Genomic DNA, 19,250 nt, shown 5'->3' with positions numbered 1-19,250 from the left:
AGAAGAAGAGAGGCGGTCATTCTTATGAAGAAATGGACGATGGCAGCAACGGTTCTGCTTATGTGCATGGTTACAGTGCTCTCGGGTTGTTCGGGGACAAAAAACGGGGGAGAAAACATCAATCCGGCAGCAACGAAGTCGCCAACATCAAATGCGGACAATCAGGACGATAAGGGGAATCAGGAAAGACAGGGGAATCAGGACAAGGATAAACCGAAGGACCCGGTCAAATTCAGCGTGCTGATTCCGGGCAGCGGCGGTAATCCTCCCCAGGAGGAAGACCCGATTCTGCAGCAGCTGAACAAAGATCTGAACATGGACATGGACTTTAACATCAGTACGACGGAATACAATCAGGTGCTCACCGCCAAGATTGCCGGGGGTACGCCTCCGGACGTGTTCGGAGTGACGAAGGATACGCTGAAAACCTTCGTGGAGCAGGACCTGCTGCTTGATCTGGAAAAATATCTCGACAAGCTGCCGAATATTAAAGCGGCTTATACGGAAACCGATCTGAATAAAGGTAAATTCGGCGGAAAGCTGGTGGCCTTGGCCAAACGGCCCAGCATCCCGATGGAATCCTACTGGATCCGCGCGGACTGGTTGAAGAATCTCAAGCTGGAACCGCCGAAGACAATTGAGGATTTCAAGAAGGTACTTATCGCTTTCACCAACGACGATCCCGACGGGAATAAGAAGAAGGACACCTATGGGTTGACTGGGGCGGATATTCCGGCATTCTATGGCATCTTCTCGGCATTCGGCGTAGCCCCTCCCGGTCACTGGATGATACAGGACAATAAAGTCGTTTATTCCACAACGGCCCCCGTTACGAAGGATGCGCTCGCCTTCATCGCCGATCTGGTGAAAGCAGGAGCGGTCGATCCGGAAATTGTGACGAACCAGAACCCCCTCGACAAAGCGTTCAAAGGGCAAGCGGGCGTCATCCCCATTAACTGGTCGGGGATCTCGACAGCGGCAGCCGTCAAAACCTATACGGATATCAATCCGAATGCGGAGTGGGTGCAGCTTGACGCATTGACAGGTCCGGGTGGCAAATACTACAGCATTTGGGATGTCGGCAGCAATCCTTCGATGATCGTATTGTCCAAGGCGTTGGAGAAGGAACCGGAGAAGCTGGATAAAGTACTTGAATATCTCAACTACATTACCGATCCGGACAAAGGCCAGATGCTCGTCAACTATGGCATTGAAGGAAAACATTACGAAATGGCAGACGGCAAAGTCAAGGTGCTGCCGGCGATTTCGGAGATGGGCTATGCCTGGCAGGTGCAGCTGACCGGCCGCAATGAGATGGAATATTTGAAAGTGAAATTCGCCGATCAGGAGAAGGAAATTGATTTTGCGCTGAATCTGCCCCGCATTAAGGTGTACAGCTCATTCGTTTCACTGCCCGACCAGGTAATCGCGGATGAACGTTACGAGTATGAGGAACTGATTAAATTTATGTACAGCCGGCGGCCGCTGGCCGAATTCGATCAATATGTCGAGAAGCTTAACTCGACCTTCTACCTGCCGGAACGCACGCAGAAAGCGGAAGCGGAGCTCAAAGCGTTAGGATATATCATATGAGTCCCGGAATTCATACGGGGGCGGATGTTCGCGAAAGGGAAGAGCAGTACGACATTGTTGTATGCGGCGGTGGACTGGCGGGCTTATGCGCCGCCGTCTCCGCGGCACGACATGGAGCGCAGGTATGCCTCGTCCAGGACCGTCCGGTGTTCGGCGGGAACAGTTCATCGGAGATACGCGTACCTCCGCAGGGGGCTGCAAGCTTCCATGCTTATGCGCGGGAGACGGGCATTATCTCTGAGCTGCTGATTGAGGAACGCGCCCGCAACCATGAGGAGCCGACATATGACAACGGTTGGATAAACAGCATCTGGGATATGGTGCAATACGATATGGCAATGGCGACGCCAAACCTGACCTTTCATCTGAATACGGCCCTTACGGGTGTCCGGATGAAGGATGAGCGAACGGTAGAGTCGGTAATTGGGCGTGTGCAGCATGCCGAGACGGAATTGACGCTGCGGGCGGATACGTTTATTGATTGTACCGGTGACGGGATAGTGGCGGCTTTCGCAGGATGCGAGTGGCGTATGGGTACGGAAGGACGCAGCGAATTCGGTGAACCGCATGCCCCGGTGGAGGCCAGTCAAGCGGTTATGGGCAGCTCCATCCATTTCAAAGCAAAGGATATGGGGCGTCCAGTACCATTCACTGCACCTCCCTGGGCCGTTACGTACGACAATCCCGATTTCTTCTACAAGCAGGGCCGGTGGCCTGGCGAGCTGCGGGGCGGGTATTGGTGGATCGAACTATCGGTGCCCTGGCATACCATCTACGATAACGAGCGGCTGCGCCATGAATTGTCCCGGCATGTTTTGGGCATATGGGATTGGATCAAGAACAGGGACCCGGAGCTGAAGGATTACGCGGCCAACTATGCACTAGATTGGATGGGGCAGGTGCCCGGGAAGCGGGAGAGCAGGAGGATCGCCGGTCAGTATCTGATGACCGAACACGACCCTCTGGAGCGCAAGGTGTTTGCCGACGAGATCGCGTACGGGGGATGGTTCGTTGATCTGCATGAACCGGGAGGACTGCTGGCTGCGTTCAGCGAGCGGTCTGCATTCGAAGGGCATTACAGCCCTTACACGGCAAAAAGCTACGTTGGGCCGTATGGTATTCCGCTGCGGATTCTGATCGCCAAAGACAAGAACAACCTGATGATGGCCGGGCGCAATGTCAGCGTGACACACGCTGCGCTGGGGACGACCCGCGTTATGGGAACGACTGCGCTGATGGGGCAGGCGGCGGGCACGGCGGCGGCGGCGGCCGTCCGGGAAGGTGTGCCGATCGGGTCTATTCCAGAGCAGTCTATCCGGAACGTGCAGCAGATGCTGCTTCGGGACGGATGTTTTCTCCCGAATACGATAAATGAAGACCCGGGCGATATGGCCCGTTCGGCCATAGTCCGCGCGAGCAGCGAAGCGCAGCTCTCCGGAGCGGCCCCCGCAGAGGAGCCGTCCGACAAGGATGCGCTTACGCAAAGAAGGGCACAGTGGATTGCTGTCGGAAGCGGCAGGATCGACCGGTTATCCGTGTTTCTTGGGAACGGGACGGATAGCGTTCAATCCGTTGAGGCGCGGCTGTATGCGGTAGACCATATCTGGGATTACCGGACAGAGCCGGGAACGGCCCTGGCAGCGGCAGCACTTTCTGTTGAGGCAGGAGCGGAGCGATGGGTGGAATGGCAGCTTGACCTGGATGTGTCGGCGCTGCAGGGGAAATACATGCGGCTTGATCTGCTGGAACAGCCTCATATTCATTGGCGCAGATCCGATACGATAGAACCCGGTCATGTCAGTGCAAGCGATCAGGGCAATGGTCAGATGAGGCGTTTCGGCACGGGAGTGATGCTAAGCTTCCGGGTAACTCCAAGGCAAGCTTGTTATGGGGCGGGCCAGGTGCTCAGCGGTGTGACCCGTCCCTACCGGTCGGCCAACCTGTGGCGTTCCGACCCATCGGAACCTTTGCCCCAATGGCTGGAGCTCTCATGGGAGCAGCCGGTTGTGATTGGCCGGGTTGAGCTGACCTTCCCGGGCCATCTGCTGCGGGATTATCGTTCCTGTCCGGCGCTTTACCGCGATCCGCAGTGTCCGATGGACGTCATAGTGGAAGCTTATGTTGACGGCGGATGGCTTGTTATCGGAACGATAACCGGCAATTACCAGCGCCAGCGGCATGTCACTGCGGAGCAGCCCGTTACTTCAGACCGGTTGCGGATCACCGTACTTGCCACAAACGGCGATCATTCGGCAGCTATTTATGAAGTCCGGTGTTATTCACCATGAACCAGGAAGATTTCACGAGGAGTGGTTCGGGCTTTAAGAGAAGGAAGGGGATGCCATGAGTTCGCTGCAAGGCAAGGTATTGCTGATAACGGGCGGCCTGGGCACGCTTGGCCGCTCGGCAATCCGGATGTTTCTGGATCGGGGAGCTGTTGTATTCGCATGCGACCGCATCGCACTGGACAACTGTCCGGATATCGGCCTGCTGGCAGATCAATACAGCCGGGACAGGTTCATGTTCATGCAGGCCGATATGTGCAGCGAAGAGCAGGTCATAGCGGTCGCGGCTGCGGTTCATTCCAGATACGGGCGGTTGGACGGAACCTATCATAATGTATATACAAATGTGTGGAAGCCCGCTTTATCGCTGTCTTTGCCGGAATGGGAGGATACGATCCGCGGCACGCTTACCAGCACCTTTCTGTTGTGCAAATACGCGCTGCCTCTGCTTGTTGCGGCAGGCGGGGGTTCCATTGTAAATACCTCATCGGTCTTAGGCCAGGTCGTGCAGAAAGAATGCCTGGCCTACGGGGCCGCCAAGGCGGGAATCAACCAGTTCACCCGCGTTCTGGCAGCCGACTATGCACAATACGGCATCCGCGCCAATGTTCTTGTTCCAGGTGACTTCAAGCCGGATGAAGTGCTGGCCAGGCAGACCGAGCATCCAAGCCGGGCTATTATGGACTGTACCTGGCTGGGACGCAGCGGTAGAGCCGACGAAATTAATGAAGTGGCCGCTTTCCTGCTGTCGGATGCTTCCTCCTATGTAACCGGCTCTACATATTCGGTAGACGGGGGATTCCATATATGAACCAGCAGGGATACACCCGCGAGGAAGCCGGAGAGAACGCCAGGCAGGATAACATGGAGGATATCATGCTAGTGAGGAAGCAGCAGCACAACTCCCAAACGGCGAAAAAAGTGGCGGTCATTGTAACCGAATACCGTTTTAATTCGCATGCGGATATGATCCTGGGACGACTGCTCAGCGACCATTCTTATTTCCCCCGGGTTGAAGTGGTGTCTATTTATACGGACCAGGTGCCAGCTAACGATATGAGCAGGGAGGCAGCGGCGCGTTTGGATATCCCGATTTGCCTGACCATCCGGGATGCGGTAGGAATGCGCCGCTGCGGCGTTCATGTCGACGGCGTTATCATTATCGCAGAGCATGGGGTGTACCCGGATAATGAGAAAGGACAGACTCTGTATCCTCGTCTGAGAATGCTGGAGGAAACGCTGACGGCCCTTGATGAGTTCGGCTTGAATGTCCCCGTTTTCTCGGATAAGCATCTGTCCTGGAACATGGAGGATGCCTTGTGGATGTTCGATCAGTTGAAGAAACGGGATATCCCGTTCATGGGCGGCTCTTCTATTCCTCATGCCGATCCCGTGCCCCATTTCGAACCAGCAAGCCTGCTCAGTGTGAAGGAAATCGTGGTGGTCAGTTTCTCGAACTTAATTGAAGCCTATGGATTTCATGCGCTCGAAGTGCTGCAGTCGCTTGCCGAACGCCGGGCGGGCGGCGAGAGTGGAGTGAATGCAATCGATGTTCTGCAAGGCGCAGAAGTGTGGCGTGCCTTGGACCGCGGGCTGTGGCCGGAGGATCTGCTGCTGAAAGCCTTGACCGCTTATCCCGGACTTATAGGCGGGCATCCGCGAGAGGCTGAACCGTCGCCGATCCTGTTCATAATCGAGTATAAGGACGGGCTGCGAGGGTTTGTGATCCAGTTTCAGAGCCTCGTTGAACAGTGGGGGTTCGCTTTCCGGTTCGGGGACAATCAGATGATCGCAGCGCGCTGTGACAGCGATAATGAACGGCCTTTCGGACATTTTGAACGGTTGACCCGCTTGATTGAGGATTTTATCATTACCCGGACACCGCCGTTCCCGCCGGAACGGACCTTGCTGACTACGGGGATGATCCACTTTATCATCGAGTCCTTGCACCGCGGCGGCGGGAAGATAGAGACACCGGAGCTTGCCATTGATTATGAATAGAACAGGACGGATGGACCCAAAAGCGAAATCTTTGGAGGCAAGGAAATGAATAATCGTGAACTGTTGAAGGGTATACCAGCTGAGCACACCCGATTCATCAAGCTGGCAAACGACAAAGGCCATAACTCCGTATGGGATTTCGTACGGGCGCCGGACGGGCGTTTCTATCTCAGTATTTGCGGTGAAGATGAACAGCCGTTGTCGGCGCTGTTGTATGAATATTACCCCAAGACGGGCGGCACCAGATTGATTTTTGACCTGGAAAAGGTATGGATCGTCTCTCCGGCGGAGATGCCGCCCAGTAAAATCCATACGAGCATTGACTTTTTGCCGGATGGCAAGCTGATTATGACCACCCACAACACGGCTCCGGCGCCGGGCCATAAGCGATGGCTGTATGAGCAGCATTACGAGCATCCGTGGGAAGGATTTCCAGGTTCGATCGTAATCATTGCCGATCCCGATACTAATGATGTGAATATAAGAGGAATTCCTGTTCCAAGGGAAAGCCTCTATGGAGGCGTGCTCGGAGATAACCCGGATTATTATTATTTTCTGGGCTATATGAGGGGCCACTTCTACCGGCTGGATCTGCGTACGAACGAAGTGAAGGATTACGGGAAAGTATCGGAGTTCTCCAGCTGCCGGCTCATCAAGGATGATGCTGGAAGGATATACGGCGGATCGTATACGGGCAGCCTTTGGAGACTGGACCCGGTTAAGGATGAGATTGAGGACTTGAAGATCTATTTCGAGTCGCCGCATGGGACAAAATACCGGAGGCAGTTCATATACGGACTGAAGTCCCCGCGGGGGACGCTGTTCCTGACCGACAATGTGGATGGCGAGCTGATTGAGCTTCATCCGGAGACACTGGAAGTTATCCGGCACGGTTACATCCATCTCCGACCGGAGCAGCCCAGGAACCCTGTTGTCGGATACGCGGTGGGAGGCTTCGCTGCGGACGATAATTTTGTTCTTTACTATGGCTTGGAAACCTTCCACGGCAATGATATTATGCGGCTGGCCAGATGGGATATTCTCGGCGGAGGGGAGCCTGAAAATCTGGGGCTGATCGCTCCTGACGGAAAGCAATCGCATTATGTATGCGAGATGTTGTTTGACGATGATGGCTGGCTTCATATTGTGGATGTGTGCGGGGAATATTCGCCTTATATTCTGGCTGTGGATGTCGGCAAGCTTGCGCAAATTCAGGAGTCCGGGAGTGAATGGGAGCTGCAGCCGGAGAATCCCGCAGCTCTGGACTCGAAGCCCGATCCTGCAGTCGAGCCAAATATGCATATGAATGAGAATAGTCAATATTTTATGCATATGGAAGCCGGGAAGATCCGCACGCTACCGCTGCATCGGCATATCGGATGGAAGAATTCCTCTGTGAAGCATATGAGTTTGTCGGAAGGAACCATTCAATGTATAAGCGGAACAGATGCAGTCTATCTGCTCGCAGGCGATGATTTCAGCGATCATTGGGATCAGCCGGTTGTGTTATACGGCCAAGGCTGTCCCCGATCCTGCATCCAGCTGCATCCAGGCGGGACTGCGATTCTGACATCGGACAACAGCCTGCTTGTGGCGGACCTGAACCATGCTTCGATTGATAAGATCATCCGGCTGCCGATGGAGCAAACCTGGGACCGGATTGTGTGCCGGCAGGATGAAGCCGCGCTTGTAATCAGCGATGCGGATGGCAGGCTTGCAGTCATTCGCATCGCTGACGGAAGCGTCAGCTTGCTGCAAGGGGTCCGCCTCGCGGCAACAGATGCGCATGTTATTCCTCTGGACGAGGCGCTTCTATTATTGTCGGGAGAGAATGACCGGCTGATCGTTTACGATACTGCGCATATGAAATCAGATCCATTAGAGATTGCCGCTCCGTCCATCAGAGGCAGAGCTTTTCAGGCGGTCGTGACGGGCGGCATCGTTATGGGAGACGGTTCCGTGGCAGCAGGTACGCGTGACGGTTTATTCTTCCTGATCTCTGCAGATCTGTCAAGCACGACCAGCTTCGGACGCTTGTATTCCGCTGGCGGACTGCGCGATTTCATTTCGTTCAGGAATGATATCGTAGGAATATACGGGGATGAGCGGGATGCGGGGCATGTGTTTTATTTTTCACCGCAACGGGGATTTGTTGATTTGGGCCGCCCAAGAGTCATCAAGGACAACAGCCGGCTCGTTCATATCGATTCCGAATGGGCGAGTATCCATCATATTGCGTGTCTGGCTTATTCTACGGAAAACGATCTGCTTTGTGTCGCTTCCGCGGAGCGTTATGGCTGCGTGATCCGTTACAGGAACGTTGTGACCGACTGGAGCTAAGCGGCGGAATGTTCAATATTTGAGCTTAAGTGTTTCAATAATAATTGGTATTCGTATGTAGAGAACGTAGCCCGGACCATAATCCGGGAGCGTTCTTTTTTTATGAGTTGTTATCGTTAAGAGATTCGATATTGAACAAATTAACGTCCATCGCTTCAAAAAAACTATTCATGATGAAGAGACCTGAATGTAGTATAATGTGAAATAATTCTTCAGTGAAGCTTATTAAGATGAATATCCAAAATTGGCTGTCCCTACTGCTGTATCCTCCGGAAGAACGTCCGGATATCTGCAATCATTAAATCCGGCGCATCAATGGCTGCAAAATGAGTACCTCTCTCAAATTCATTCCAGTGTACAATGTTGTTGTTCTGCTCGGCATAGTGGCGGATCGCTACATCGGACCGCTGGAATACGGCTACGCCAACAGGGGTTGGGGATGGCGCTTTGGGAGACCAGGCAGAAGGATCATGTGCTCCTTCATAATACATCCGGGCGGAGGAATTTGCGGTTCCGGTGATCCAGTACAACATAAGATTGGTTAAGAAACGGTCCCGGTCCACAGCCTCCACAGCGTCTCCGAAACCATAGAACATTTCGCATGTCCAGGCGAGCAATCCGACCGGGGAATCATGAAGTCCGTAGGCCAGCGTCTGAGGTCTTGTCGATTGAATATGATTGAAACCGAATCTTTCTTGCATAAAATGTCCCAATCGGGCGAGCCGGACCTTCTCCGCCTCCGTTAATTTTGCGAACACCTCATCTTCCACCCGGCCAAAAGGAACGAAGCCCATCGTTGCTGCGTTGACATGCACGCCCACCACACGGGGTGCCGCGATGCGGCCGAGCTCAGGTGCGATCATTGCGCCCATATCGCCGCCTTGCACGCCATAACGTTCATAGCCTAACAGGGTCATCAGTTCTGCTAAAGCTTTGGCCGCACGGGCGGAAGTCCATCCCACCTCTGTCGTCGGACCGGATAAGCCAAAGCCGGGAATGGACGGAATGACTAAATGAAAGGAGTCTGCCGCATCGCCGCCGTAAGAGGTTGGATCCGTAAGCGGTCCGATAAGATCGAGAAACTCTACAGGTGATCCAGGCCACCCGTGAATGAGCATCAGCGGCATGGCATCCGGTTCAGGGGATTGTATATGGAAGAAGTGAATATTGGTTCCATCAATGGTAGTCGTACATTGAGGGAGTTCGTTCAGGCGTTCTTCCTGCTTGCGCCAATCAAACGACGTTCTCCAGTATTCAGCCATTTCCTTCACAAAACTCAGAGGCGCGCCATAATTCCACCCGGATCCCGGAATTTCGTCAGGCCATCTTGTCATCATTAAACGCTTGTTCAGGTCGTCCAGATGGGCTTGCGGCGTGTTGATCCGAAACGTTTGGATTGTGTTTGGGCTGGTTGTGATCGTATGATTTGCGTTCATGCTTTATTTCCTCCTCAAATGTGGTTAACTTATATCCTTATTATAGGACCCCGTCCCTGACAGCTATTTGTCAGGGAGATTTAAGGAATTAGAATAACGATTATTTTCTAAACCAGGAGTATTATGAGGGATCAAGGAAGGAGAGACGAACCTTGAAGGTACAGCGGTTACTTGGCATTACTATGATTCTATTATCCCAGCGTCGTGTTAACGCCCAAGCATTGGCGGATAAATTTGAGGTATCCATCCGGACGATTTACCGCGATCTGGATACTATCAATACAGCCGGCATTCCTATTGTTTCCTATACCGGCAACGACGGCGGCTATGAAATTATGGAGCAGTTCCGCATCGACCGGCAAATTGTCACGCTGGACGATTTGCAATCGATTTTGACTGCGCTTAAAGGTGTACAGGCATCACTGGATGATCAGGAGATGGATGGCTTGTTGACCAAAATCCGGGCCTTGGTGGCCAGATCCGAGCAAAAGCAGCTGGATGAGGCCGGTGAAACGCTGATTTTCGATTTGAACCTGTGGCATGGAGGCGGACTTAAGGACAAGTCCATTCTGGCTCTGCTTCGTCAAGCATCCAGGAACCGGTCTGTCGTATCCTTTCAATATACAAATAGGGAAGGGATCGGCGAACAGCGGGAGACCGAGCCGATCGGGCTGGCCTGGAAAGGATATGCCTGGTACTTGTACGCATACTGCAGGCTTCGCAGCGATTACCGGACATTCCGCCTCTCCAGGATAAGCGGCTTGCGTATTCATTTGGAGCATTTCGCTAATCGCGGTGTTCGCATGGAAGAACTGGACGCCCGCTGGGGAAATAAGGAGACGGGAGCTATTGTTCAGCTCGTGCTGCTTTTTCGCTCACGGTTAAGAGTACGGGTGGAGGAAACCTTTGCCCCGGAGAATATCGAGATTCAGGAGGACGGGTCTTTGCTGGTCAGAACCAGCTATCAGGACAATCATTGGATGTATGACAGCCTGCTCGGCTACGGGCCGGATGTTCGTGTACTTGAGCCCGCAGTTGTGGCGGACAAGATCCGAAGCCTGGCGGAAAAGATAGCTGCCAACTATATAGAGACAGTAAATACATCCGTTAAATGAGGCAAGTTAGATGAATCGGGAAAGATGGAGAGCACACCAAAGAAAATCGAAGTGTATATCATTGCACGGGATACTGCGAAACTCGGATATGTTTTCGAGCCGGCCGTTTCATGGGTCGATCGAACGTATACGAAACGCGAAATTTACAATGGAAAGGAGCGATTGAGTAAGAGGACCACATTTCAGGGGTGGAAGTGTCCTTGCTGCGGCGGCCAGCTCATGAAAGAAGAAGAAGGCAGCATCGTGCCGATGGAGCATGGGGATTACTTTAACAAACACGGCAAACCCACGCGCCGAAAAAACAATCTTTTCTGCAAAAGCCTTGTTCGTCTCTACAAAAACAGCGATCCGGAGAAAGATGAGTACCAGGAATGCAGGACTCCCTTGTGGCAGGCCAAGAACAAAAACAAACGCAGCTTCTCTGGCGAATCCCAGTCATCCGGAGGTGCATCACCTCGTAAAGTATCGCCTGCGGACCTGTTTAAACGTTATTTCAAAAACAAGTTCGACCTCGGAACCGGTTGGCCAGTGTAGTGCTACCAAGCGGAAGTGTAACTTACCGATACAACGGGGATGGACTGCTATGGGAGCGAACAGAGAGCGGGCAGACAACCCGATATTATGGGGACGGGGATCAGGTAGTGGCCGAAGCAACTGTCTCCGGGGGAGTGGCAACGTTGAAAGCCCGTTACATTCGCGGCCAGGGCCTGATCGCTCGCGAAGATGATAGGAACAAGGCTTATTATGTGCAGAACGGTCATGGCGATGTCGTCAACCTGGTCGGTCTAACTGGGATGGTCATAGGGATTAGTTACAGTTATGATATTTTTGGTAATATAGCTGAGCAGAAGGAAACGGTTGCGCAGCCCTTCAAATATTCCGGCGAGATGCAGGATGCCTCAACAGGACTCCAATATTTGCGAGCGAGATGGTATGATCCCAGTATCGGGCGGTTTATAGGGGAGGATACCTATAAAGGGGAGATTAATAATCCTTTGACGTTGAATCTTTATACGTATGTCGGGAACAACCCGTTGATTAGAACCGACCCAACGGGGAACAAATGGTATTACTTGTGGGTTGATGATGCAGCTGAAAATATTGGAATGCAGCTGAAAGCAGAGCAAGTGCCATGGAAAGTAACCCTAACTGGTATACTATTGGTAACTGGGCGACACTAGGCACTTTTGATACGGTAAAGGGAACCTTTGCACCTGAAAAACCTTTATCGTTACAACATTGGATTGATTCTGGAGGAACAGTATTGATAGTAACTGGACCTCTTACATCGACACCAACAAAAGTTACGACAACTGTTGCAAAAAGTGCGGTTGATACTACTAGAGTAGGACAATGGATGTCTAAGTCAGAATATAACAGCTTTCTAAAAACAGGAGAAATACCGAGAACAAACGTTCTAACAAAGGGCAAGGGAGGTTACGAGAAACAAGCGGATAAAGGAGACTACTATGTAGAATTCGATATTAATCCATCATTATTGATGACAAAGGATGCGGACTTAGGTTGGTCATTAGTAAAATCTAAGAACCAAACACATTTAAAGTTAGCAGAAAAAAAGGGAATAACCCTCCCAGCCCCAATTGGTACAAATATTAAACATGTGGATACAAAAAGGCGAAGGTGAAGAATGATGGACAGTAAAATATTTGAAATTATTAAGGATGTTGTTAACAGCTATTTACTTGAGTTGGATCAAGTTGTTGTTATTGAAAGTGAAGTAATTTACGGCAACAATAAGATTGAATATGCCTTGTCTTCTGATGAATACATGGCGTCAATTTCAATACTACAGAATCTTACTTATGATTTTTTCGTTTTAGATATCGAAAGTGAAACGGCGATTGTGAGTAAAACTGAGCAATTTAAGGAAATCGATGAGCTGTTTTGTGACCTTAAAGTAGATATTGCAAGTTTTGCAAATTTCAAAAAATAATAGCAACTTGTTTCCTAAGCCACATGCGAGTGTAACAACTCCATGTGGCTTCTTTTTATCGAGGCGATTGAAACGGTAGTTAGCTTATTTTATATTCAGAAAGTATTACGTTGGCACCCAGAACGTCCATATTGACCCGGATTCCTCTCCATGACAACGGATATATAAATATATGGAGAGACATAAGAACGACTTAGATTGCATCATGGAAGCTCAAAAACTAATGAACTCTACGGCACATAGTCGTAGGAGTTTTTTCTTTCTTATATTTCTTATTCAGTTAACAAAATCCAGACAATGTATCGCCGCTTATGATTAATCAATGCACGTCTTGCGGCAAAAAGTGGTGCTTCCATTTTGATGGATATGGAACCAACAAATGTCCAAGCTGTGGAAACGGCGCTTCAATGCCTGTAATCATTCAAGATTAATCGGTTTGACTGTAAAAAGTGATTTAATAATGAACCATTTTCATCTGCATGAGATAAAATGGCTCTCGAATCACGAGCTTCATGCAGCGATGTTTTTCATAATAAGTAGAGCAAAACAAGTAGACCGTTTCTTCTTTGAAGAGGCGGTTTTTTTTTTGAATTTTTTTGAAAGCATTATATATCATGTTGTTGTGTACCGAATGATTGTAAGAAATGATATTCCCTCTTCTGAAGATGAAAATCAACAGCGATGAATTTGAGATTGAAGATTCCCAAGCACAACGTAATGGAATGTACTACATTTATTTATACGAAAATAGTGGTGAATATGGACCACCAGTCCAATTGGATGAAATCCAGGATATTTTCAATTTCTGCGAAATGAATAAAATGAGCCATAAAGAAATTCGGGTTGTTGACCCTATTGAAGATACCCTTGTCATCCAAGTGATAAGTGGAAAATATGTGTTTCCCCCTCAATTGCTCAGATTCAATAACTAATACCAAAAAATCGTATGATTAATAAGGAATGGGGGGACGAGCTCAGATGAAGGCGCATGGCATCGATACCAGCGTACTGATTGCAGCAAACGATATCGCCAAACGAGCGATCGACGCCGGCCACGGTACGGACGGGTATGCCTCTCTAACTGAAGTTATTCGAAAGTAACAGGGTTAAGCCCAAGGCAAAAAGCGGAAAAGCCCGATCCAAAGATGGAACGGGCTTTTCCGCTAGAATGTTGATTTGCTTGTTGGCCCGGCAGAACCGCTTACCGTACTCATTAGCGATTGCCGGACTCTCATCTGTTTAATGCGTTGGTCCAACCGATGCTGAACGGAAGTCAGCGTTTGAATTTGTTGGATTATTTCTTTGCGTTTTTCCTCATAGGTTTCGAGCATTTCCTCACAGTAACCATCGCTATCGGCATATGAGTCGTACTCATCATGGCACTTCAAGATTTCAAGAATTTCGTTTGTCGACATCCCAAGCTCCAAATAAATCTGGATTGTGTTGATTCGCTAGATGTCGGCCTCGTCGAATTCTCGATAATCATTATCTAATCGCCTTGCAGCGAGCAGATTTTTCTTTTCGTAATATCTGATCGATCGGGCGCTGGCACCGGTTGCTTTCAAAAGTTGGCTTATTTTCATCGGATTACTCCTTTCATAGATGTGTTACACAAATCCCATTATATTGGTATCATCCCCTTTCTTAAACGCTGGCAAGACATTTTTATGCAATTGAAAGGTTGTCCCTTGATTTCATTCTCCTTTTTGTTATCAATCATTGAGCAAACGGGTACGTTAGTTGAACTTCGCTTGTTATTACAAAAACCGGATTCCCTTGCAGAGTAAAGGGTCCGGTTTTTTCATGCAATGTATGCTTAGCGTACGATTTTTTCCGTTTCGTGAGGTGACCCTTTGTAGATGAGAGTAATCCCTTCGATGATCCAGTCTTCATCCACATAACGCGTCCAATATCGGCAGGCTTGAACTTCTTTGGCGAGCCGCTTCGTCCATTTGAGCTTGCCGCCGATTCACTTGTTTTCCCTAGAGGCTATAGAATTCTTCGCCACCAAAGCCTTTATCGAACCGGGCAAACTTCACCTTGCGCTCGCCGAGAAGCTTGAAGGTTTGCTGCACGAAGTCAGCGGCGTCCGTAGAAAAATGCGTGTTGCCCGGCCGGAGGACCGCATTCAAATTCAGGCGGATTTGGCCTTCAAAGGCCAGAAGTGGATGATAGCTTTTACGTCCGGGCTTGTGCGGATTGGTGCCCTTGGTTGCGCCAGCCTGATCGCCATAAACGGTCTCCACGGTGGAACCAGATCAAGAATGAGATCAGAGGGCAAACAAGGGCGAATGATCTCTAGATTGAGGTCCCGTAGTTCGATCGAAAGAGTAGGACACAACCGCCCCAGTCTTATCAGTTCCTTGTACAACAGACTGCGATGCGGACAGCGGCCTCCCAGGAAGCGACGGAGTAACGCGTCATGTTGCAGGTTACGAAAATGGAAAATCCGCTCGCAGCCGAGCATCCAGCCGACGATGAAGTAGAGTAATATACTATGAACAGGGAAAACCGAGTTGTGCGCTTTGCCGCCGGAGAGGCTGCGCATCGCTTGGGCAAGCTTGATTTTTTCGAGAAAGGCCAGAAAGATTTTGATGCCTCCGAAGCTCGTAGCGTTTTTCAAAGAAAATTCGGACTTGATTTTGCTGATGGATGTGGTAGACTTCACCTAAAAGTGCTCCTCTCTTTGGGTGATGTTGTTCGGGCAAACACCATTCTACCAAAGATTTGGAGCCCTTTTCACGTTTTCATAGAGTTGTACTTTCGAAATTCAGGTTAATGGTTCTTCGAATGGAGAAGTACCTCGACAAGGCGAGTAAAACCATCGGTACCTTGGCCATCATCGATTGCCTTTTGAGCAATAGCCCGTGTCGAACTTAATACACTTACATCGATTCCATTAGATTGGGCAGTATGGATAATGTGGTCTATCCCTACTTTTGCAGAGATAATGTTGGATTCATCGCCAGGATAATGTCCAGTATCAACCTCATCTGCAATCAGAGACATAATTTCCGGTACACCTGGAAATATATTCACCATACGTTGAGCATAGCCTACTATATCCTTTGCTGCTATGTTTTCCGTTTTAGCAACAGCAAGTGCGTGAATATATCCGATCATAGATGTCCAGAACAAGTCAAGCAGAGAAACATCATATGCGGCAGCTCTTCCAGGATCAGAACCAAGGTAATCAGCAGTTCCTCCCAAACTAGCTAGTGTTGTATGATAGGTCTTGAAAGCTTCTTCTGTTCCGCTGTATAAAATAAGTGCAGAAGGATTGCCTAGGCTTGGAATCATAATCGCCCCATCAAGATAGTCGATCCCGTGTTCAGAGGCCCAAATGGCGGTCTCACGTGCTCGTTTTGGTGAATCAGCTGTAAGATTCACAAGTGTCCGTCCATTTAAATCATCTTCTACTGGTTTGAGGATTGCATGCACAGCATCATAATCCAATACACAAATGACTATAAGTGGACTAGCCTGAACTGCATCAGTGATGCTACCTGCCAGTACCGCACCTTGTTTAACAAGATTCTTTGCTTTCTCCGCTGTACGATTCCATACAGTCGTAGGATGACCATTTTTTAAAAATGTTCTAGCTATTGATTGTCCCATTGGACCTAATCCTAGAACGGTTACAGAGGTGCGTTCTTTATCACGTTCACTAATACCTTCTGCTTGGTTTATTTTTATGTTTTTCATGACAATCATCCCTCCAAAAAATGTTTACAAATGAATTGTAAACTATGACACTAGTGTCAATGTCAAAAACATATTTATGATGTAAAAATGATCTAGGCCACTATTTTCCTCCTTTCTAGAGTGTTGAGCAAAAACACCATAAACTGATCCAACTTCAGATGTCATTCTGCCAAACTAAGGCATTGACCAATGTGTTTAGATGCTATACACTCAGTTCATGAAAACTGAAAATAAAACATCAGAACGACAGATCGGTGATATTCTCTTAGACATCATCACCACATTTTCTCAATCTATTCGCAAAAATACAGATTATGGGATTGATACACCTTTATATCACTCAGAAATACGTACACTTAGTGAAATAAAGGAACATGAGGGTATTCATATATCGGCACTGAACAAACGGGCTGCATTCCGCTTTGCCAAGGGCACGACAATTGCAAGTCGGTTTGCTTCGGGGATACGCCGATGTGACAAGTGCTGTCCCATCGCCTGCGACGGTCATCGCAGAAAAATCCCCGATCAAGCCAAGCCGAGCAGATACAGTAAGAATCTGCTCTTGGAAGAAGGTAAACAGACGATCAGCCGGCAATGCCGATTCCAGATACAAATAACGCAGCATCCACTCCACGAGACGCTTGACTCGTCCAGGAGGGGAATTTCTTATTCTACTTTTTAGAGGCGTTGGGCAAAAACACCCATATCGACTTTTTTGCTTGACATCAAATGTAAATAGAACTAAATTGGTTTTATTTAAGGGGGAGATAGTTGATGACCGTGGTGAGTCGGTATACGATTGCTCTTCACAGTTTAACGTTTATTGCTTTGATGACAAAAGAGAGAGATGAATTTGTGATATCGGATCGAATTGCTATCAGTGTCAATACTAGCCCAGTCTTTATCCGGCGTATTTTAAGAATGCTTGCGAAAGCCAATCTGGTCATCGTCCAGCAGGGGGGGAAAGGTGCAGGGTGGAAACTTGCAAAGGATCCAGAGGAGATCACGCTGTTAGATGTATACGAAGCAATTGTGGAAAAACCACTGTTTGAGCTACATCATAGTCCACCGAACCCTAATTGCCAAATTGGAAAAAGTATACAACCTGCACTAAATCATATTTATAGCAACACTGAAAGTACCATGAAACAACAATTGAGACGAACAACGGTTTCTGATTTGTTGGATGAGACGATCTCTAAATAACAATGCTCTTTTTTTTTATACACAAATAGAACCGAATCAGTTCTCTTTATAAGAAAGCGATATTTTTTTTGCTTTCAAATGAAACTAATTAAGTTGCATTTAGATCAATAAAAGGGAGTTGTATTTATGAATTATCGTATTTTTTTATTGGCGATTGGTACATTTGCCATCGGTATGGAAGGTTTTATGATCGCAGGCTTGCTTCCAGCGATGGCTAAGGATTTCAATATTTCTTTATCTGTTGCAGGACAACTTGTGACCGTTTTTGCAATTGCTTATGCGATTGGTTCACCTGTTTTAACAACAATGACAGCATCAATAGAAAGAAGAAAATTACTTTTTTGGTCTTTATTCTTATTTGCTATCGGAAACATTTTATGTGGGGTTGTCTCGAATTATTGGATTCAAATGGTATTTCGGGTTATAACTGCTTTGGCTGCAGGAATATTTGCTCCTGCAGCCACCAACATAGCAGCAAAATTGGTAAAACCTGAGATGCGTGGTCGAGCGTTATCTATTGTAATTGGCGGACTTACCATCGCTCTTGTTCTTGGAGTTCCAGTTGGGGTGTGGATTGCTTCACTTTCTAGTTGGAGATGGACATTTTGGATTGTAGGGATTGTATCTTTAGTAGCAGCTATCTTAATTCGTCTTTATTTCCCAACGGTTACTGTCACGGAACGGGCTGTATCCGTAAAGGAACGTCTCTTATTCTTGAAGCATCCTTCCATATTGTCTTCTCTACTGGTTACTTTAACATGGTCCATTGGTATTTATATTGTCTATACGTATGTCACTGATATTTTTGGAAAGGTTGGAGCAACTGAACAGACCATCACCTTGGTGCTCTTTATCTCTGGAATTGCTAGCTTTCTGGGAGTAACTTGGGGGGGTTACTCATCTGATCGTTTTGGTCCAATACGAACAATTCCGTTTTCCCTTTCGTTGCTATTTGTTGCAGTTACAACCCTATCCTTTATCCAAGGGATTGGTCTTGGGATTTTAGCCATGGCGTTGTGGGGGTTCAGTGGTTTTACATTTAATCCTGCACAACAACACAGATTGATTGAAATATCTAGAGAAGACTCTGATGTAGTTCTTTCTTTGCATAGTTCATTTATTTACTTGGGAAGTGGATTGGGATCACTGTTCGGCGGAATAGTATTGAACTTTGGATCAGTGACCAGCCTTGGGTTTATAGGTGGAGGATTTGTGGTGATTGCACTCCTCTTCTTTTGGTTGAGTGTTCACTTAGTTAAACAAACACCTGAATCATCCCATTTACGTAAACAGTGAAATTGCAGGAGTATCCTCATGTCGATTCAAGTTAAGAAAAAAGATTCCCCCAAGTTGGGGTCACCGTACATACCCATCGAAGTGGAATGTCCCTTTGAATGGCTTTCCGCGCTCTAAAAAGGCTTGTCCATGGCTTTCTTCTTTAGAAATATCTAGACCGATAACTGGATTCATATCATCTCTCCCTGTAAGTTTAGATTTACCTGTAGCCCCTAAGGATCTTATTGTCGCTCCATAGCATCGCTTGTTATACGGGATCATGCGTCCCAACCAGCCTCAATCATGGTCATGACAAGTAGGGGGGAACATTATAGCGCTC

19 protein-coding genes and 1 pseudogene are annotated in these 19,250 nt (G+C 48.6%); 14 read left to right on the top strand and 6 right to left on the bottom strand.

Annotation, left to right across the window (positions count from 1 at the left end; all coding sequences use genetic code 11):
• Nucleotides 1-24: 24 nt before the first annotated feature.
• From IEY46_RS20435 to IEY46_RS20415, 5 genes are read left to right on the top strand one after another with little or no spacing between them, the layout of a single operon-like run.
• Entirely contained in the window at nt 25-1,593 is a 1,569-nt protein-coding gene (locus IEY46_RS20435; protein WP_188994490.1) for an extracellular solute-binding protein, read from the top strand.
• Nucleotides 1,590-3,881: an FAD-dependent oxidoreductase gene (locus IEY46_RS20430; protein ID WP_188994480.1), complete on the top strand. Its 2,292-nt coding sequence runs from the start codon at nt 1,590-1,592 to the stop codon at nt 3,879-3,881. The genes IEY46_RS20435 and IEY46_RS20430 overlap by 4 nt, the downstream gene beginning before the upstream one ends.
• Before the next feature lie 55 nt (nt 3,882-3,936).
• Entirely contained in the window at nt 3,937-4,689 is a 753-nt protein-coding gene (locus tag IEY46_RS20425; RefSeq protein WP_188994478.1) for an SDR family NAD(P)-dependent oxidoreductase, read from the top strand.
• The gene (locus IEY46_RS20420; protein WP_229750433.1) at nt 4,686-5,879 is read left to right on the top strand and encodes a hypothetical protein; all 1,194 of its coding nucleotides are present in this window, start codon (nt 4,686-4,688) and stop codon (nt 5,877-5,879) included. The genes IEY46_RS20425 and IEY46_RS20420 overlap by 4 nt, the downstream gene beginning before the upstream one ends.
• 45 nt (nt 5,880-5,924) lie before the next feature.
• Nucleotides 5,925-8,219, top strand: a complete 2,295-nt coding sequence (locus tag IEY46_RS20415) for an NHL repeat-containing protein (RefSeq protein WP_188994476.1) — start codon at nt 5,925-5,927, stop codon at nt 8,217-8,219.
• Between the two features lie 254 nt (nt 8,220-8,473).
• Here IEY46_RS20415 and IEY46_RS20410 read toward each other — a convergent pair whose 3' ends face one another.
• Nucleotides 8,474-9,655: an epoxide hydrolase family protein gene (locus IEY46_RS20410; RefSeq protein WP_188994474.1), complete on the bottom strand. Its 1,182-nt coding sequence runs from the start codon at nt 9,653-9,655 to the stop codon at nt 8,474-8,476.
• A 152-nt stretch (nt 9,656-9,807) separates the two neighbouring features.
• Here IEY46_RS20410 and IEY46_RS20405 point away from each other — a divergent pair, with 152 nt between their 5' ends.
• The 7 genes from IEY46_RS20405 to IEY46_RS36800 all read left to right on the top strand — a co-directional run bounded on the left by IEY46_RS20405 (nt 9,808) and on the right by IEY46_RS36800 (nt 13,825).
• The gene (locus IEY46_RS20405) at nt 9,808-10,770 is read left to right on the top strand and encodes a helix-turn-helix transcriptional regulator (protein ID WP_188994472.1); all 963 of its coding nucleotides are present in this window, start codon (nt 9,808-9,810) and stop codon (nt 10,768-10,770) included.
• 219 nt (nt 10,771-10,989) lie between these two features.
• Complete coding sequence (locus IEY46_RS20400; protein WP_188994470.1) at nt 10,990-11,304, top strand: hypothetical protein; 315 nt, start codon at nt 10,990-10,992, stop codon at nt 11,302-11,304.
• Nucleotides 11,304-11,951, top strand: coding sequence for an RHS repeat-associated core domain-containing protein (locus IEY46_RS20395; protein ID WP_188994468.1), 648 nt, complete (start codon nt 11,304-11,306; stop codon nt 11,949-11,951). Before IEY46_RS20400 ends, IEY46_RS20395 begins: the two co-directional genes overlap by 1 nt.
• Nucleotides 11,903-12,415: a TreTu family toxin gene (locus IEY46_RS20390; RefSeq protein ID WP_188994466.1), complete on the top strand. Its 513-nt coding sequence runs from the start codon at nt 11,903-11,905 to the stop codon at nt 12,413-12,415. Before IEY46_RS20395 ends, IEY46_RS20390 begins: the two co-directional genes overlap by 49 nt.
• Nucleotides 12,416-12,418: 3 nt before the next feature.
• A complete protein-coding gene (locus IEY46_RS20385) occupies nt 12,419-12,724 on the top strand; it encodes a hypothetical protein (RefSeq protein WP_229750431.1) in 306 nt (101 codons plus the stop codon).
• Nucleotides 12,725-13,103: 379 nt separating this feature from the next.
• The gene (locus tag IEY46_RS20380) at nt 13,104-13,409 is read left to right on the top strand and encodes a hypothetical protein (protein ID WP_188994462.1); all 306 of its coding nucleotides are present in this window, start codon (nt 13,104-13,106) and stop codon (nt 13,407-13,409) included.
• A gap of 293 nt (nt 13,410-13,702) precedes the next feature.
• Nucleotides 13,703-13,825 (top strand): imine reductase family protein, encoded by a 123-nt coding sequence (locus IEY46_RS36800; protein ID WP_268239532.1) that lies wholly within the window; start codon nt 13,703-13,705, stop codon nt 13,823-13,825.
• 62 nt (nt 13,826-13,887) lie between these two features.
• On the opposite strand, the gene IEY46_RS36465 is transcribed toward IEY46_RS36800, so the two are convergent.
• The 5 genes and pseudogenes from IEY46_RS36465 to IEY46_RS36445 all read right to left on the bottom strand — a co-directional run bounded on the left by IEY46_RS36465 (nt 13,888) and on the right by IEY46_RS36445 (nt 17,063).
• The gene (locus tag IEY46_RS36465) at nt 13,888-14,163 is read right to left on the bottom strand and encodes a MerR family DNA-binding protein (RefSeq protein WP_308422834.1); all 276 of its coding nucleotides are present in this window, start codon (nt 14,161-14,163) and stop codon (nt 13,888-13,890) included.
• A 12-nt stretch (nt 14,164-14,175) separates the two neighbouring features.
• Nucleotides 14,176-14,307, bottom strand: coding sequence for a MerR family DNA-binding transcriptional regulator (locus tag IEY46_RS36460; protein ID WP_229750429.1), 132 nt, complete (start codon nt 14,305-14,307; stop codon nt 14,176-14,178).
• Nucleotides 14,308-14,570: 263 nt separating this feature from the next.
• Nucleotides 14,571-15,392, bottom strand: a pseudogene (locus IEY46_RS36915) (transposase); the annotation flags it as partial.
• Between the two features lie 107 nt (nt 15,393-15,499).
• On the bottom strand, nt 15,500-16,429 hold the full coding sequence (locus IEY46_RS20360) for an NAD(P)-dependent oxidoreductase (RefSeq protein ID WP_188994458.1): 930 nt from the start codon (nt 16,427-16,429) through the stop codon (nt 15,500-15,502).
• Nucleotides 16,430-16,769: 340 nt separating this feature from the next.
• Nucleotides 16,770-17,063, bottom strand: a complete 294-nt coding sequence (locus tag IEY46_RS36445) for a hypothetical protein (protein ID WP_229750427.1) — start codon at nt 17,061-17,063, stop codon at nt 16,770-16,772.
• Between the two features lie 140 nt (nt 17,064-17,203).
• Here IEY46_RS36445 and IEY46_RS20350 point away from each other — a divergent pair, with 140 nt between their 5' ends.
• Entirely contained in the window at nt 17,204-17,635 is a 432-nt protein-coding gene (locus IEY46_RS20350; protein ID WP_188996053.1) for an Rrf2 family transcriptional regulator, read from the top strand.
• Between the two features lie 126 nt (nt 17,636-17,761).
• On the top strand, nt 17,762-18,931 hold the full coding sequence (locus IEY46_RS20345; protein WP_188994454.1) for an MFS transporter: 1,170 nt from the start codon (nt 17,762-17,764) through the stop codon (nt 18,929-18,931).
• Nucleotides 18,932-19,250 lie beyond the last annotated feature (319 nt).

It is taken from the genome of Paenibacillus nasutitermitis (assembly GCF_014641075.1).
GTDB lineage: Bacteria > Bacillota > Bacilli > Paenibacillales > Paenibacillaceae > Paenibacillus_Z > Paenibacillus_Z nasutitermitis.
The sequence above is the reverse complement of the archived record's forward strand: the minus strand, read 5'-3'. Positions and strand labels throughout refer to the sequence as shown.

Excerpts from the sequence above, each read along its gene's own strand:
- IEY46_RS20385 (WP_229750431.1), top strand. The coding sequence starts at position 12,419 with ATGATGGACAGTAAAATATTTGAAATTATTAAGGATGTTGTTAACAGC.
- IEY46_RS20415 (WP_188994476.1), top strand. The coding sequence starts at position 5,925 with ATGAATAATCGTGAACTGTTGAAGGGTATACCAGCTGAGCACACCCGA.
- IEY46_RS20410 (WP_188994474.1), bottom strand. The coding sequence starts at position 9,655 with ATGAACGCAAATCATACGATCACAACCAGCCCAAACACAATCCAAACG.
- IEY46_RS20435 (WP_188994490.1), top strand. The coding sequence starts at position 25 with ATGAAGAAATGGACGATGGCAGCAACGGTTCTGCTTATGTGCATGGTT.
- IEY46_RS20390 (WP_188994466.1), top strand. The coding sequence starts at position 11,903 with ATGGAAAGTAACCCTAACTGGTATACTATTGGTAACTGGGCGACACTA.
- IEY46_RS20400 (WP_188994470.1), top strand. The coding sequence starts at position 10,990 with ATGAAAGAAGAAGAAGGCAGCATCGTGCCGATGGAGCATGGGGATTAC.
- IEY46_RS20430 (WP_188994480.1), top strand. The coding sequence starts at position 1,590 with ATGAGTCCCGGAATTCATACGGGGGCGGATGTTCGCGAAAGGGAAGAG.
- IEY46_RS36460 (WP_229750429.1), bottom strand. The coding sequence starts at position 14,307 with ATGAAAATAAGCCAACTTTTGAAAGCAACCGGTGCCAGCGCCCGATCG.
- IEY46_RS20350 (WP_188996053.1), top strand. The coding sequence starts at position 17,204 with ATGACCGTGGTGAGTCGGTATACGATTGCTCTTCACAGTTTAACGTTT.
- IEY46_RS20360 (WP_188994458.1), bottom strand. The coding sequence starts at position 16,429 with ATGAAAAACATAAAAATAAACCAAGCAGAAGGTATTAGTGAACGTGAT.
- IEY46_RS36800 (WP_268239532.1), top strand. The coding sequence starts at position 13,703 with ATGAAGGCGCATGGCATCGATACCAGCGTACTGATTGCAGCAAACGAT.
- IEY46_RS20345 (WP_188994454.1), top strand. The coding sequence starts at position 17,762 with ATGAATTATCGTATTTTTTTATTGGCGATTGGTACATTTGCCATCGGT.
- IEY46_RS20425 (WP_188994478.1), top strand. The coding sequence starts at position 3,937 with ATGAGTTCGCTGCAAGGCAAGGTATTGCTGATAACGGGCGGCCTGGGC.
- IEY46_RS20420 (WP_229750433.1), top strand. The coding sequence starts at position 4,686 with ATGAACCAGCAGGGATACACCCGCGAGGAAGCCGGAGAGAACGCCAGG.
- IEY46_RS20380 (WP_188994462.1), top strand. The coding sequence starts at position 13,104 with ATGTCCAAGCTGTGGAAACGGCGCTTCAATGCCTGTAATCATTCAAGA.